Here is a 14,132-nt window from a genome sequence, read left to right on the forward strand (position 1 = left end):
GTTACGTACCTATCGCGGTCGATCGATGTGTGCAAGCGACTCCAATGCGACAAAACGCCCAGGACATCGACGCACTTGTCCGACGCATGGTCCACACATGCGGATGTGAGGGACCAATCGGAGGATCAATCCCCTTGTGCCGGTGGGACGTACAGCATCTTTTCGTCATGCGGCAGGGCGAGGGCGCCCGCCGCCAGGTCGACCGCCATGCGCACGGAGCCGTGCAGCGGGTCGCCCTCGGCCGTGACGCGCCGCGCGTGCGGCAGCCGTGCGGCCAGCTCCTCCGCCAGCGGCACGAGGAGCGGGTCGCCCATCCGGAACAGGCCGCCGGTGGGGGCGATCAGCGGCTCTCCCGTCGGCGGGCACACGGCCGCGGCCGACTCGGCCATGTGCCGGGCCGCCGAGCGCAGCACGCCCGCCGCCACCGGGTCGGTGGGGGCGCAGGCGGCCACCTGGGGCGCGAAGGAGGCCAGGACCGCCGCGCGGTCGGCACGCGGGTAGAGCCTGCCGGGAAGTCCGGGCATCGGCCCGAACGCCTCCTCGGCGCGGACCAGCAGCGCCGGGGAACCGCCGTCGCGCCCGTCGTGGGCCCGCAGCGCTGCCTCCAGCCCGGCCCGCCCGATCCACGCCCCGCTGCCGCAGTCGCCCAGCAGATGACCCCAGCCGTCGGCGCGGCGCCAGCCGGCCAGGTCGGTGCCGACCGCGATCAGTCCCGTCCCGGCGGCGATCACCGCGCCCGGCCGCGGCCCCAGGGCGCCGGCGTAGGCGGTGACGGCATCGGCGGCCAGCGCGACCGAGCGCACCCCGAGTTCCCGTGCCAGCGCGCCGGGCAGTTCCGCGCGCAGGGCGTCGCCGAGGGTGGCGAATCCGGCGGCTCCGACGACGGCGGCCGTCAGCCGCTCCACCCCGGCCTCTTCGGACAATTCCCGGGCCATGGGCACCAGCTGTGTCATGAGGTGCCCGGCGTCGATGCCCCGGGAGCCGGTGCGCACCGGCTCCGCGGAGCGTCGTTCGGCCAGCGGCCCGCGGCCGGGAACGCCGACGACGGCCCGGACGCCGGATCCGCCGGAGTCGACGGCGAGGAAGCCCGCCGTGCCGGTCGCCGAACGGCCCGTCACGGCAGGCGCCAGTCCACTGGTTGTCCGCCCTGCCTGGTCAGCAGGTCGTTGGCACGGCTGAACGGGCGGGAGCCGAAGAAACCGCGGTCGGCCGACATGGGGGAGGGATGGGCGGACTCCACCGAGGGCAGATCGCCCAGCAGTGGACGGAGATTGCGCGCGTCGCGGCCCCACAGGATCGACACCAGCGGCTTGCCGCGTGCCGCCAGCGCGCGTATCGCCTGCTCGGTGACCTCCTCCCAGCCCTTGCCGCGGTGGGCGGCCGGCCTGCGCGGGGCGGTGGTGAGCGCCCTGTTGAGCAGCAGCACGCCCTGCCGGGTCCAGGGCGTCAGATCGCCGCTGGACGGCTGGGGCAGCCCCAGGTCGCTGTTGAGTTCCCGGTAGATGTTGACGAGGCTGCCGGGCAGCGGGCGCACCTCGGGCGCCACCGAGAACGACAGCCCCACCGCGTGCCCCGGAGTCGGATACGGGTCCTGCCCGACGATCAGGACGCGTACGTCGTCGAAGGGCTGCTGGAAGGCCCGCAGGACGTTCGCCCCGGCCGGGAGGTAGGTGCGTCCCGCGGCGATCTCCGCGCGCAGGAAGTCGCCCATCCGGGCGATGCTTTCGGCCACGGGTTCCAGGGCCTTCGCCCAGCCCGGCTCGACGATCTCATGCAACGGTCGTGGTGCCACGGGCGTCACCCTACTGCCGCGCCCGGGGCGTTGATCAAGCGGTTGCCGTACGGCGGCCGAGGACGACCGGACCGGCGCGGTCGCCACGCGGTGCGGACCGAGGGCCGTCGACGTCGTCAACCGATCACCGCCGCGCGCACGCACAGGACGTCGGGCAGGTGCGCGGCCAACTGCCGCCAGCTGTCGCCGTCGTCCGCCGAGGCGTACACCTCGCCGTTGCGGTTGCCGAAGTAGACGCCCGCCGGATCGGCGTCGTCGGTGCACAGCGCGTCGCGCAACACGGTGCCGTAGTGCTCCTCCTGAGGCAGTCCCGCGGCAAGCGGCTCCCAGGTCCTGCCCGCGTCCGCGGTGCGGAACACCCGGCAGCGGTGGCCGGCGGGCACCCGGTCGGCGTCGGCGTTGATGGGGAAGACGTACGCCGTGCCGCCCCGGTGCGGATGCGCGGCCGCCGCGAAGCCGAACGTCGACGGCAGGTCCTCGCCGATGTCCGTCCAGTGCGCGCCCCCGTCGTCGCTGCGGTACACGCCCCAGTGGTTCTGCAGGTACAGGCGGTCGGGGTCGACCGGGTCCTGGGCGACCTTGTGGACGCACTGGCCGAACTCCGGGTTCGGATCCGGCAGGAACACCGCGGAGACCCCGGAGTTCGCGGGGGTCCAGCTCGCGCCTCCGTCGGACGTGCGGAACACCCCGGCGGCGGACACGGCGACCGTGACGGCCCTGGGGTCGCGACGGTCCGTCACCACGGTGTGCAGGCCCTCGCCGCCACCGCCCGGCACCCACTTCGAGCGCGTGGGGTGCTCCCACAGCGGGCGCACCAGCTCGAAGCTCTCACCGCGGTCCTCGGACCGGTACAGCGCGGCCGGTTCGGTGCCCGCGTACACCACGTCCGGCTCCGCCGCCGGGTGAAGCTGCCACACCCGCTCCAGCGAGGCGCCCGTGTCCTTGGGGAACTTCACCGCCGGCCGGGCCGGTTCGGTCCAGGTGCGGCCCAGGTCGTCGGAGTGGAAGACCGACGGGCCCCAGTGCGCGCTGTCGCCGCCGGCCAGCAGCCGGGGGACGCTGCCGCGGGTGTCGACGGCGACCGAGTACACGGCCTGGGCGTTGAAGTGGGGACTGTCGTCGAACTCCCAGGCGTCACCTCGCCGGCGTCCGATGAACAGACCCTTGCGGGTGCCCACGGCGAGCAGTACCTCGGTCATGCCGATCACCTCCGCGACATCGGTGTCCGGACGTATCCGTCCGGACAACGGTCAGTGTGCACCCCACCACCGACAGTCACCCCCGACGCGTCGTCCTCGCAGGTCGGACCGGCTCGGTCGGCGCACCGCACGGCCGTGGAGGGGGAGCCGCCGCGGCGCAGCGCACCCGGCCGCGACGGCCGCTCCGGCCTCGTCGCCCGGCTCCCGGCCCGACGCCGGGGCCCATGGGGCCGCCACGCCGGGGAACCCGGCACGCACACCGGCGAGCCGTCCCGCGCACGGGAGGGCGGTCCGGGACGCCCACGCGTTCGTGAGAGAGGATGCCCTCGATGGTTCGTGGCCCCAAGGCGTGGTCGTGGCGGTGGCGTCGCAATCCGCTCAGGCGCCGCGCCGACACGGTGGAGGCGTGGGTCGTGCTCTGCGCCTGGCTGCTCGCCGTCGTCGCCGGGGCGCTCGCCGGCTGGACGGCCGTCCGGGAGGTGGAGCGCGGGGTGGCCCGGGAACGCCTCGACCGCCGGCCCACGGCGGCTGTGGTGGCCCAGCGGGCTCCGGGCCAGGGCCCCGTTGTCTCCGGCAGGTCCGGCAACGCCGCCGCCGACGAGGAGACGGGCCGCGGACCGGGCGGCGGCGCCTCGGTCTGGGCGAAGGTGCGCTGGACCGCGTCCGACGGCTCGGCGCGCGACGGCCGGGCCCGGGTCGCACCGGGCACCCCAGCGGGCGCCGCGGTCACCGTGTGGACCGATCCGCGAGGACGGCCGGTGGCCCGGCCGCCGACGGCCGGCCAGGCCCGCACCCGCTCCCTGGTGATGGGCGGCCTGGCCGGAGTGGGCGCCGCCGCCGTCCCCCTCGCCTGCGGCCGCCGCCTGCGCGGCCGCCTGGAACGCCGGCGCATGGACCAGTGGGACGCCGAGTGGGCCCGCTTCGACCCGCCGTGGGGCCGCAGGACTCGGTGAGCCGGGGCGCCGTCCCGCCCAGCGCCCCCTCTACCCCAGGCCCGGCAGCGCCCGCCCGAGGATCGCGCCGAGGTCCGCGCTGTCCGTCAGCGTGCCGAAGGCGTGCCCCCAGTCGCCGCCCAGCCGGGTCGCGCAGAAGGCGTCGGCGACGGCGGGCGGGGCGTGGCGGACCAGGAGGGAGGCCTGGAGGGCCAGCGCCATCAGTTCCACCAGGCGGCGCGCACCGACCGGAGAGGCCTCGCCGAGACCGTTCTCGAGCCGGGTCACGGCCGCGTCCAGGCGGGCGTCGGCGCCACGGGCCAGGGCGAGTTCGGCGAACAGCGCCTCGGCGGCCCCGTGCTCACGGCCGAGCGCGCGCAGCACGTCCAGGGCGTTGACGTTGCCCGACCCCTCCCAGATCGACAGCAGCGGGGCCTCGCGGTAGTGCCGGGGCATCCCGGACTCCTCGACGTAGCCGTTGCCGCCCAGGCACTCCAGGGCCTCCGCGGTGAAGGCCGGGCCCCGTTTGGTGACCCAGTACTTGCCGGCGGCGGTCGCGATCCGCCGGAACGCCGTCTCCGACTCCGTCAGGCCGCCGCCCTCGCCGCGCACCGCCCGGTCGGCCGCGCCGGCCAGCCGCAGCGTGAGCGTCGTGGCCGCCTCGGACTCCAGTGCCAGATCGGCCAGCACGTTGCGCATGAGCGGCTGGTCGGCCAGCCGCGCGCCGAAGGCCCTGCGGTGAAGTGCGTGGTGGCCCGCCTCGACGAGCGTCTTGCGCATCAGCGCCGCCGACATCATCACGCAGTCCAGACGGGTGCAGTTGACCATCTCGATGATCGTCTTCACGCCCCGTCCCTCGGGGCCGACCAGCCAGGCCACGGTCCCGTCGAACTCGGGTTCGCTGGAGGCGTTGGACCGGTTGCCCAGCTTGTCCTTCAGGCGTTGGATGCGGAAGGCGTTGCGGCTGCCGTCGGGCAGGACGCGCGGCACGAGGAAGCAGGAGAGCCCGCCCGGCGCCTGCGCCAGCACCAGGAAGACGTCGCACATGGGCGCGGAGGTGAACCACTTGTGCCCGCGCAGGGTGTACACGCCGGGCTCGGCGGTCGGTGTGGCCGCCGTCGTGTTCGTCCGCACGTCCGAGCCACCCTGCTTCTCGGTCATGCCCATGCCCGCCAGCAGCCCCGGCTTCCCGGTCGGCACCCGCAAGCCGGGTTCGTAGACCCGGCTGGTCAGCAGCGGCTCGTAGACGGCGGCGAGATCGGGCTGAGCGCGCAGCGCGGGCACGGCGGCGTACGTCATCGACGTCGGACAGCCGTGCCCGGCGTCGGTGTGCCCCCACACCAGTCCGCTCGCCGTACGGGCCACATGGGCGCCGGGCCGTTCGTCCGCCCATGGCGCGCCGGCCAGCCCCTCGGCCACGGCCGTCCGCAACAGGTGGTGCCAGGCGGGGTGGAAGTCGACCTCGTCGATCCGGTTGCCGTACCGGTCGTGGGTGCGCAGTTCCGGCTCGTGCCTGTTGGCCTGCTCGGCCCACTCCTGCGCCTCCGCGCTCCCGGCCCGCAGCCCGAGCCGCCGTACGCCCTCCTCGGCCCATGCGGCGCCTTCCCGGCGCAGGCCCTCCAGCAGGGCCGCGTCCTCGGACGCGTCATAAGGGGTCAGCGGCGGGGCCTGATTGGTCACGTCGTGCGTGGCGGAGCGCGCGGACGGCTCCTGCCGCTCCTGCGGCGACCGCGGCCGGTCCGGCCGCTGTCGAGGCGTGCGCTGGTCCTGCTGCCCGTGCGCGAGTTCCGAGGCCATGCAGCAAGTGTTGCACTTGATCTGCGGCCGCAGCAACATTGCAACAAGCCCGCCTCCGTACAGTACGTGACCATGAACGCCTCCGAGGAGCCCGCCGCGGTGGACCTGCGCCCGCTGTCCGCGCGGTCCGTCGTCCTGAGCCTGCTGCTGGGCACGCACCCGCCCGAGCTGCCGGTCAAGGACCTCGTGCGGGCCGTCGCACCCTTCGGGGTCGGCGGTTCCACCCTGCGGGCCGCGCTCAGCCGGATGGTGGCCGCGGGCGACCTGCGGCGCGCTGACGGTGTCTACGGTCTGAGCGACCGCCTGCTGGAGCGTCAGCGCCGCCAGGACGCGGCCCTGCACCCGGAGACCCGCCGGTGGGACGGGGAGTGGGAGATGGCGGTGGTCACGGCCACCGGCCGCGGACCCGCCGAACGCGCCGCGCTGCGTGCCCGGCTGACGGCCCTGCGGCTCGGCGAGCTCCGCGAGGGCGTCTGGCTGCGCCCGGCCAACCTGCGCCGCCCCTGGCCCGGTGACCTCGACGAGGTGGTCAGGCGCTTCACCGCCCGGCCCGACGAATCCGCCCAGGACCTGGCCGCACGCCTGTGGCCGGTCGAGGAGTGGGCGGCGACCGCGCGGGCCCTGCTCACCCATGTGGCGCGCACGGACGGGCCTGCCGGCCGCTTCATCGCCCTCGCCGCCGTCGTACGGCATCTGCTGGCCGACCCCGTGCTGCCCCCGGTCCTCCTGCCCGGCCGATGGCCGGGCCCGGCGCTGCGCGCCGCCTACACCCGCCACGGGCGGGAGCTGACCGAGGAGATGCTGGGGCGCGCCAGGGACGGGGCGGTGCGCCCCTCCGGCGCGCGGTGAGGGCGGCCGCGCCGCGGGCGGGCGCCCCCACCGCGCCCGGCATCACTTGTAGGTGATGTCGGAGGCCGCGTACCTGCAGTACGTGCCGTCGGCGTCCGAGCCGTTCTTGCTCGGCTCCTTGCCCGTGTTGTTCCCGGTGTACTTCTGGCAGGGGACGATCTTCCTGCCGGAGTCCCCCACGACGGTGATCTTCCTCAGGGTGGCGCTGTCGCCGTAGTTGGTGTTGATGCCGACGATCCGGCCGCCCTTGTAGGTCGCCTCGATGGTGTCGAGGTTGATCGTCCGTTTGTACTGCGTCCTGCAGTTGCCGCAGGACCGGACGAAGGTGCCGAAGTTCCGCACCGCGAAGTCCGAGACGTTGAGCGTCCCCGCCCCGTTGAACTGGAAGACCTTGTCGTCGGCCTCCTTCGCGCCGCCGCCCGAGACGGTGTAGACGTTGGACGAGGAGGAGCCCAGGAAGGTCGCCGCGTCCTCGCCGACATCCTCCCACCAGACGTTCTGCAGGGTGCAACTGCCAAGGCAGTGGACGCCGTCGGCGGCCGGGGAGCCGATGACGACGTTCTTCAGGACGGCGCCGGGGGCGAGTTCGAGGAGCGGCCCCTGGTCCTCGTCCTGGCTGCCGGTGCCCAGGTCACCGCTGCCGTAGAGGCGCTTCATCCCGTAGTCCTTGGTTCCGGAGACCGAGATGGTGGAGGTGACCGCCTGGCTGCCGTTGGCGGTGGGCCAGGTGGCGGCGCTCGCGGGGGAGACGCTTGCAGTCATGATCATGCCAAGCAAGAGGCCGAGTGCGGTCGGCGCGCCGGTCGGCGCGTGTCGTGGGGGGCGCCGACGTGCGGTGGGAGTCGTGTCCGGATTCACTCTGTTCCTTCTTCCGCTCGGTCGAGTGTGCCGTGCCGGTCCGTGGGACGTGCCGGTCCGTGGGACGTGCCGGTTCGTGGGACGTGCCGGTCCGTGGGACGCCTGGCGGGGTCAGAGCTTTCCGGCGCCCGCTCCCGCCGTCACCGAGGCGACGACGCCCGAGGCGGGTTCGGCGCTGTAGCCGTAGGGCGGGCTGGTGAAGGTGCCCACCTGCGAGATCTCGGTGGCGGCCCCGCCGAGGTCGTTGCCGCGCAGCACGGCGTAGCCGTCCTGCTTGCTGTCCCGGCTGGTGGTGACGGCGACCTGGGTACCGCGGAAGACGTTGTTCTCGACGAGCATCTGGGCGCCCATGCGCGAGTGCACGGCGGTCTCCGCGCCCACGACGTAGTTGTCGTAGAAGTGCCCGGTACCGAAGCGCAGGCTGGGGATGCGCGAGTTGACGTTGTCGAACCAGTTGTGGTGGTACGTCACCCGCAGGCGCCCGGTGTCCTCGCTCGCGTTGCTGTCGCTGTGCCCGACCAGGGAGCCCTTGTAATGGTCCTTGAAGGTGTTCCAGGACACCGTGACGTAGTCGGAGGCGTGCGTGATGTCGACCAGGCCGTCGTAGTAGTCCTTGCCGTGGTCGCGGTCGGACATCAGGGAGTTGTGGTCGATCCACACCTTCGTCGACGCCTGGACGGTGATCGCGTCCGTCTTGACCGCCTTGCTGATGACGAGGTTGCGGATGACGACGTTGCTGACCTTCTTCAGCCGCAGCCCGCCGCCGGTGAAACCGGAGGACGGGCCGACGCCCAGCACCGTGGTGTTGGAGCCGACGTCCACCTGGCCGCTCAGCGGGATCAGCCCGTTGACCCTGACCACCTTCGCCGTGCCGCCGGCGACGGCCGACTTGAAGGCGTCGAGCGTCGAGACGGTCACCGCCGAGGCGCTGCCGCCGCCGGTCGTCCCGGCGCCGAACCCGACCGGGGCGCTCTCGGCGGCCCCGGCCGGCTGAGGCAGGGCGAGCACGGCGACGGTGGCGGCCACCGCCGCCGCGAGTGCCGACCTTCGTGTGTGTGTGCGTGGGGGGCTGGTGCGCATGCGGGTGCGTCCCTTCGGGAGAGGTGATGGTCGTGTACGTACGTGAACGACGTGCAAGGAGGAGAGCGAGAGATGCCGCAATCGTGAGAAATGGGAATCCGTAGGTCACCCATGGGTCACTCTGCTGAACGGAACGTAGAGTGCAAGCGCTTTCTAGTCAACGGCTCGCGCAGAACGTCTACGGCGGTTCCGGCGCGAGTGCCGACAGTCGTCGACGGGTGCTGTGGAGGTCGCGTGGGAGCGCTTCCATCGTGAGTGTGTCCATGCCATCATTCGCCGCGTCCGGCCCCGGCCCGTCCACGCCCCGCCATGGGTCGGCCCGCCACCCGCCCGTCCGGGTGCCGGGCTCCGGCACGGTGCCGGCGCGGTCGGTGCACTGCCTTTGAGCGCGGCCACCGGGCCCGGCGCCGTGCCTTTCGCCAGTGAGCCGGGACGGGGGCCCGACGGCACGGGCGCGCCCCCTGACGTTCTCCGAGAACGACGGGATGACCTGCACGGTCGTGGGAACCCGGCGGGCACGGATGGGATCTCACCCAGGCGAGGAGAGTCATGGCTGAGCAGAAGTCGTCGTCGACCCTTGCGGCGCCCCTGCACGGCGCGGCCTCGGTGCTTCGGAGGGTACCCGGGGCCGGGACCGTGGGGCGGGCCGCACAGGGCACGCTGGACAAGGTCGGCGCCGTGTCGCCGAGGGGGCGGCGGCTGGCGGTCTACACGGGGGCCGGGGTCCTCGGCGTCGCCGGGGTGGTGGAGTGGCCCGTCGCGCTCACCGGCGCGGCGGTGGCCTGGCTCACCCAGCCCCGGCCCGAACGCCCCGGCGAGCCCCTGCGGCCCGGAAGTGCCGCGGACATCGGGCAGCCGACCGCGGCACCGGAGACCGGCGCCGCGGAGGGCGGCGGCCCAGAGACCGGGGACACCGCCCCGGGCGGCCGACCGGCCGCCGGCGCCACCACGGTGGACACCGGCACGACGCAGAGCACCGGCACCGCGCGCAGGCGCGCCCCCGCGACCGGCGAACCGGCGCACGACATCGCCACGGCGGCGCTCACGTCCGCCCCGGAGACCGGCACCGCGCCCCGGCCGTCCTCGGAGCGCGCCGAAACCGGCGGGCGTGCCCCGGGCGGGACGCCGCCCCCGACGGCCCCCGGTGGCCGAAGCCGCAGTGGACCGGCCCCGACCGAGCCCGATGAGCCGGACACCGGCGGGCCGTCGGGCCGGGCGTCCACCGGCCCGCTCGGCCCGACGGCGCGGCCCGGCCGCACCACCCTCTGAGGGCGCGCCATGGTGTTCGCTCTGCTGACGGCGCCCTCACCCGCCGCCCGGCTGCTGCCCGCGGCGCCCCGGCTGCTCGCCCGGGCCGCCGCCCCGGCGGTCGGGATGGCCGCGGGGGCGGCGGCCGGGACAGCGCGCGCCGGCGTACGGAGCGCGGACACCGCGGCGCGTGTCGTGCGGGTCCTCCGCCACGCCCTCCCCGGCGGCGACCGTCACTGGCGCTCCGGCAGGCGGGCGCACATCGCGCTGCGCGCCCTGGAACCGGAGGCGGTGCGGCGTGCCGGCGGCAAGGAACACCTGGCGCGACGGGTGGCCGCCGCGCTGGCCGAGCGGCCCGACGTCCTCTTCGCGTACTGGGACCAGGGACTGGGACGACTGGTCGTGACCGTGACCGAGGACGAGGTCGCCGACCGGGTCGTGGAGCACACGGCCGACCTCGCCGCCCGGCACGGGCTGGCCCTGGCGGGCGGCGACCCCGAGGAGATGACGCATCCCGCGGATCCCGCCGGGGTACGGGCGGCGGCGGCCGCCCTCACGGCCGACGCGGCGGGCGTCGCGGTGGGACTGACCGCGTACGGCATGCGGCTGCCGCCGTCGCCGCGCCTGGTGACCGCCGCCGTGACCATGCTCCGGGAGAACCCGCGCTTCCGTTCCTGGCTGCGCGCGCGACTCGGCGGCACCCGCATGGACCTGCTGCTGGCGTGTGCGAACGCGGCCGTGCACGGGGTCGGCCAGACCCCCACCTCACTCGTGCTCGACGGTGCGCTGCGCGCGGGCCAGCTGGCCGAGACGGTGGCCCGTTCGGCCGCCTTCGACTCGGTCCACGACCAGCTGTGCGCGCCCGGCCGGATCAGCGTCCCCGACGACGGATCCCCGCGCCCTGGGCTGCGTCTCTCGCCGGCCCAGGAGTACGCCAACCACGCCTCCGCCGGCAGCCTGCTGGGCGCCGCGGCGACCCTGCTGGTCAAGCACGACGCGGCTGAGGCCGCCGAAGCGGTCCTGGCCGGCTCGCCCAAGGCCGCACGTTACGGGCCCGCCGCCTTCCACTGCGTGCTCAGCGCGATGCTGGCCCGCACCGGAGTGCTGGTGCGCGACCCCGAGCGGCTGCGGCAGCTGGAGATGGCCGGCACCGTCGTCCTTCACCCGAGCGCGCTGCGCACCGAGGACGGCGAGGCCGATCCCTGGGCGGAGTCCGTGCTGGACGCTGCCCGCCGCGCCGGGCTCAGGGTCGTGGTCGTGGACGACCCGGCCCTGGAGGACTTCACCGTCCTCGCCGACCGGGTCGTCGACGCCCGCCGGCCCCTGGACGACGTCGTGTACGGGCTGCGCCGGGACGAGGACGAGGACGAGGGCGCGGTGATCACCGTCGCCCGGGTGCGGTCGGCGGACGACCGCGAGGTCCTGGCCGGGCTGCGCGGCAGCGACATCGCCGTCGCCCTCACCGACCGCGACGGCGCGGTGGTGTGGGGCGCCGACATCCTGGCCCTGCACGGGCTGCCCGACGTGTGGCGGGTGCTGACCGCGGTCCCGGCCGCCCGCACGGTCGGTCACCGGGCACAGACCCTGGCCCGCTCCGGTGCCGCGCTGTCCGGGCTCCTGGTCGCCATCGGCGAGTCCGGGGGCGGCCGCGGCCGCCGGGCCGTGCTGCCCGGGCTGCGGCACGCGCCGGTCGACGCAGGCGCGGCCACCGCCCTGCTCTCCGGCGCGCGCGCCGCCCTGGGCGTGGCCGCCGCCCGCGCGCCCCACCCGCACGCGCGCGTGCACTGGCACGAGCTGGAATCGGAGGAGGCCCGGGAGCGGCTGGGGCACGAGCCGGTCGCCGAGCCGACACAGTCCGAGCACGCCACCGCCCGTCTCCGCCGTACGATCGGCGGCGCCGCCCGGCACCCCGCCCTGGCCCCGGCCCGCTGGGCGTACGAGCTCGGCGGAGCCGTCCGCGGCGAACTGCGGGACCCCCTCACCCCGGTGCTCGCCGTCGGCTCGGCGGCCTCCGCCATCCTCGGCTCGATGATGGACGCCCTGCTCGTCGTCGGCGCGCTCGATCTGAACGCCCTGGTCGGCGGCGTGCAGCGACTGCGCGCCGAACGGGCGCTGTCCGGACTGGTGGCCGAGCAGAAGCAGAAGGCGCGGGTCGCGCCGCCGGACGCGGAGGCGCCGGCCGGCGGCACCCGCACCGTCGACGCGGGCAGGCTCCGGCCGGGCGACGTGATCGAACTCAAGGCGGACGACGTGGTGCCCGCCGACGCCCGGGTGCTGTGGGAGGAGGGGCTGGAGGTCGACGAGTCCGCGCTGACCGGGGAGTCCCTGCCGGTGCAGAAACAGACCGGCCCCACCCCGCACGCCGTCGTCGCCGACCGGCTGTGCATGGTCTTCGAGGGCACCACCGTGGTGGCCGGGCAGGCCAGGGCGGTCGTCGTGGAGACCGGCGAGCTCACGGAGGCCGCCCGCGCAGTGCACCTGGCCGCGCGTATGCCCCCGGCCGCCGGAGTGCAGGCCCGGTTGCAGGAACTGACCCGCAAGGCACTGCCGCTGACGCTCGCGGGCGGAGCCGCGGTGACCGGCCTGGCCCTGCTGCGCGGCGCCCCCGTGCGAGAGGCGGTCAGCGGCGGTGTGGCCGTGGCCGTGGCCGCCGTGCCCGAGGGACTGCCGCTGGTGGCGACGGTGGCCCAGCTGGCGGCGGCGCGCCGGCTCAGCCGGGACGGTGTCCTCGTGCGCACCCCGCGCACCCTGGAGGCGCTGGGTCGCATGGACACCATCTGCTTCGACAAGACCGGCACCCTCACCGAGAACCGGCTGCGCCTGGTGCGGGTCTCCGACACGGGCGGCACGGCCCACCCGGTGGGTGACCCCGGCGGCGCGGAGACGCTGCGCGCGGCGGCGCGGGCCTGCCCGCGTCCGAACGGCGGCTCCGACCGGCCGGTGCACGCCACCGACGAAGCAGTCCTCGACGCGGCCGGTCCCGACCCGGACTGGACACAGTTCGAGGAACTCGCCTTCGAGGCCGCCCGCGGCTACGCGGCGGCCGTCGGCCGGTCCGCCGACGGCCCGCGCGTGCTCGTGGTCAAGGGCGCCCCGGAGATCGTCCTGCCCGCCTGCTCCGGCCTGCCCGCCCACGCCGCCGAAGCGGCGCACGCGCTGGCCGGCGGCGGGCTGCGGGTCCTGGCGGTGGCCCAGCGACGGCTGGCCGAGGACGAGGAGACCGCCGACGCACTGGAACAGGCGTTGCGGGAGCTGGAGTTCACCGGTCTGCTGGCACTGTCGGACGTGCCGCGCGGGACCTCCACGGCCCTGGTGAACGGCCTGTACCGAGAGGGCGTACGTCCGGTCATGCTCACCGGGGACCATCCGCAGACCGCCCGCGCGATCGCCACCGAACTCGGCTGGCCCGAGGACACGGTGGTCGTCACCGGGGACGAACTCGGCGCCGCGGACCGTTCCGCGAGGGCCCGCATGCTGCGTGACGCGGGTGTGGTGGCCCGGGTGGCGCCCGAGCAGAAGCTCCAGGTCGTCGAGGCGCTGCGGGACGCGGGCCGAGTGGTCGGCATGGTCGGTGACGGCGCCAACGACGCGGCCGCGATCCGGGCGGCCGACATCGGCGTGGGCATCAACGCCCGGGGCTCGGCCGCCGCGCGCAACGCAGCCGACATCGTCCTCACCGACGACGACCTCACCGTCCTGATCGACGCGATCGGCGAGGGGCGCGCCCTGTGGCACAGCGTCGCCGACGCCATCGCCATCCTCATCGGCGGCAACGCGGGCGAGGTCGGGTTCGGCATCCTCGGCACCCTGCTGGCGGGGCGGGCGCCGCTGTCCACCCGGCAGATGCTCATGGTGAACCTGTTCACCGACCTCTTCCCGGCCATGGCGGTGGCGGTGACCCCGAAGGAGGACGTCGAACAAGCGCGCGCAGGGTCGCCCGAGGACGCGGCCGGCGGAGTCCTGGGCGAGCCGCTGATCCGGCAGATCCGCCACCGTGCCCTGACCACCTGCCTGGGCGCGGTCACGGCCTGGCTGATCGGCCGTTTCACCCCGGGCACCGCGCGCCGTTCCGGCACCATGGCCCTGTGCGGCGTGGTCGGCACGCAGCTAGCCCAGACCCTGCTCGACCGCCGGGACAGCCCGCTGGTCCAGCTGACCTCGCTGGGCTCGGCCGTCGCCCTCGTCGCGCTCGTCCAGACACCGGGCGTCAGCCGGGTCTTCGGCTGCACCCCGCTGGGCCCGGTCGCCTGGGCCGGCGTCGCCGCGGCCATCGCCCTCGCCCTGGCGGGTCAGCGCGCGCTGCCCCGCCTGGAGGACGCGGTGGCACGCCTGCTGCCCGCCGAACGCTCCTGAAGGACGGGCCCACTGGACACCGCG

10 protein-coding genes are annotated in these 14,132 nt (G+C 75.1%); 4 read left to right on the forward strand and 6 right to left on the reverse strand.

Annotated elements, in window-relative coordinates; all coding sequences use genetic code 11:
* Nucleotides 1-125 precede the first annotated feature (125 nt).
* The 3 genes from ACF061_RS30150 to ACF061_RS30160 all read right to left on the reverse strand — a co-directional run bounded on the left by ACF061_RS30150 (nucleotide 126) and on the right by ACF061_RS30160 (nucleotide 2,991).
* Nucleotides 126-1,118, reverse strand: a complete 993-nt coding sequence (locus ACF061_RS30150; protein WP_392270161.1) for an N-acetylglucosamine kinase — start codon at nucleotides 1,116-1,118, stop codon at nucleotides 126-128.
* Nucleotides 1,115-1,792: a uracil-DNA glycosylase gene (locus ACF061_RS30155; protein ID WP_392270162.1), complete on the reverse strand. Its 678-nt coding sequence runs from the start codon at nucleotides 1,790-1,792 to the stop codon at nucleotides 1,115-1,117. Before ACF061_RS30155 ends, ACF061_RS30150 begins: the two co-directional genes overlap by 4 nt.
* A 116-nt stretch (nucleotides 1,793-1,908) precedes the next feature.
* Nucleotides 1,909-2,991, reverse strand: coding sequence for a WD40/YVTN/BNR-like repeat-containing protein (locus tag ACF061_RS30160; RefSeq protein WP_392270163.1), 1,083 nt, complete (start codon nucleotides 2,989-2,991; stop codon nucleotides 1,909-1,911).
* Nucleotides 2,992-3,320: 329 nt separating this feature from the next.
* Between ACF061_RS30160 and ACF061_RS30165 the strand changes: the two genes are divergently transcribed.
* Complete coding sequence (locus ACF061_RS30165; protein ID WP_392270164.1) at nucleotides 3,321-3,944, forward strand: hypothetical protein; 624 nt, start codon at nucleotides 3,321-3,323, stop codon at nucleotides 3,942-3,944.
* Between the two features lie 30 nt (nucleotides 3,945-3,974).
* Here ACF061_RS30165 and ACF061_RS30170 read toward each other — a convergent pair whose 3' ends face one another.
* Nucleotides 3,975-5,720 carry an acyl-CoA dehydrogenase family protein gene (locus ACF061_RS30170; protein ID WP_392270165.1) on the reverse strand — a complete coding sequence of 582 codons (1,746 nt, stop codon included), beginning with the start codon at nucleotides 5,718-5,720 and terminating at the stop codon, nucleotides 3,975-3,977.
* A gap of 72 nt (nucleotides 5,721-5,792) precedes the next feature.
* Between ACF061_RS30170 and ACF061_RS30175 the strand changes: the two genes are divergently transcribed.
* Nucleotides 5,793-6,569 (forward strand): PaaX family transcriptional regulator C-terminal domain-containing protein, encoded by a 777-nt coding sequence (locus tag ACF061_RS30175; protein WP_392270166.1) that lies wholly within the window; start codon nucleotides 5,793-5,795, stop codon nucleotides 6,567-6,569.
* A 42-nt stretch (nucleotides 6,570-6,611) separates the two neighbouring features.
* On the opposite strand, the gene ACF061_RS30180 is transcribed toward ACF061_RS30175, so the two are convergent.
* Nucleotides 6,612-7,337, reverse strand: a complete 726-nt coding sequence (locus tag ACF061_RS30180; protein WP_392270167.1) for a pectate lyase — start codon at nucleotides 7,335-7,337, stop codon at nucleotides 6,612-6,614.
* Nucleotides 7,338-7,538: 201 nt separating this feature from the next.
* Nucleotides 7,539-8,507 (reverse strand): polysaccharide lyase family 1 protein, encoded by a 969-nt coding sequence (locus ACF061_RS30185; protein ID WP_392270168.1) that lies wholly within the window; start codon nucleotides 8,505-8,507, stop codon nucleotides 7,539-7,541.
* Between the two features lie 549 nt (nucleotides 8,508-9,056).
* On the opposite strand from ACF061_RS30185, the gene ACF061_RS30190 reads away from it, so the two are divergent.
* Both ACF061_RS30190 and ACF061_RS30195 read left to right on the forward strand, forming a co-directional pair.
* A complete protein-coding gene (locus ACF061_RS30190) occupies nucleotides 9,057-9,776 on the forward strand; it encodes a hypothetical protein (RefSeq protein ID WP_392270169.1) in 720 nt (239 codons plus the stop codon).
* Nucleotides 9,777-9,785: 9 nt separating this feature from the next.
* Nucleotides 9,786-14,108: an HAD-IC family P-type ATPase gene (locus tag ACF061_RS30195; RefSeq protein ID WP_392270170.1), complete on the forward strand. Its 4,323-nt coding sequence runs from the start codon at nucleotides 9,786-9,788 to the stop codon at nucleotides 14,106-14,108.
* Nucleotides 14,109-14,132 lie beyond the last annotated feature (24 nt).

This window comes from Streptomyces sp. NPDC015220 (genome assembly GCF_043079345.1).
GTDB lineage: Bacteria > Actinomycetota > Actinomycetes > Streptomycetales > Streptomycetaceae > Streptomyces.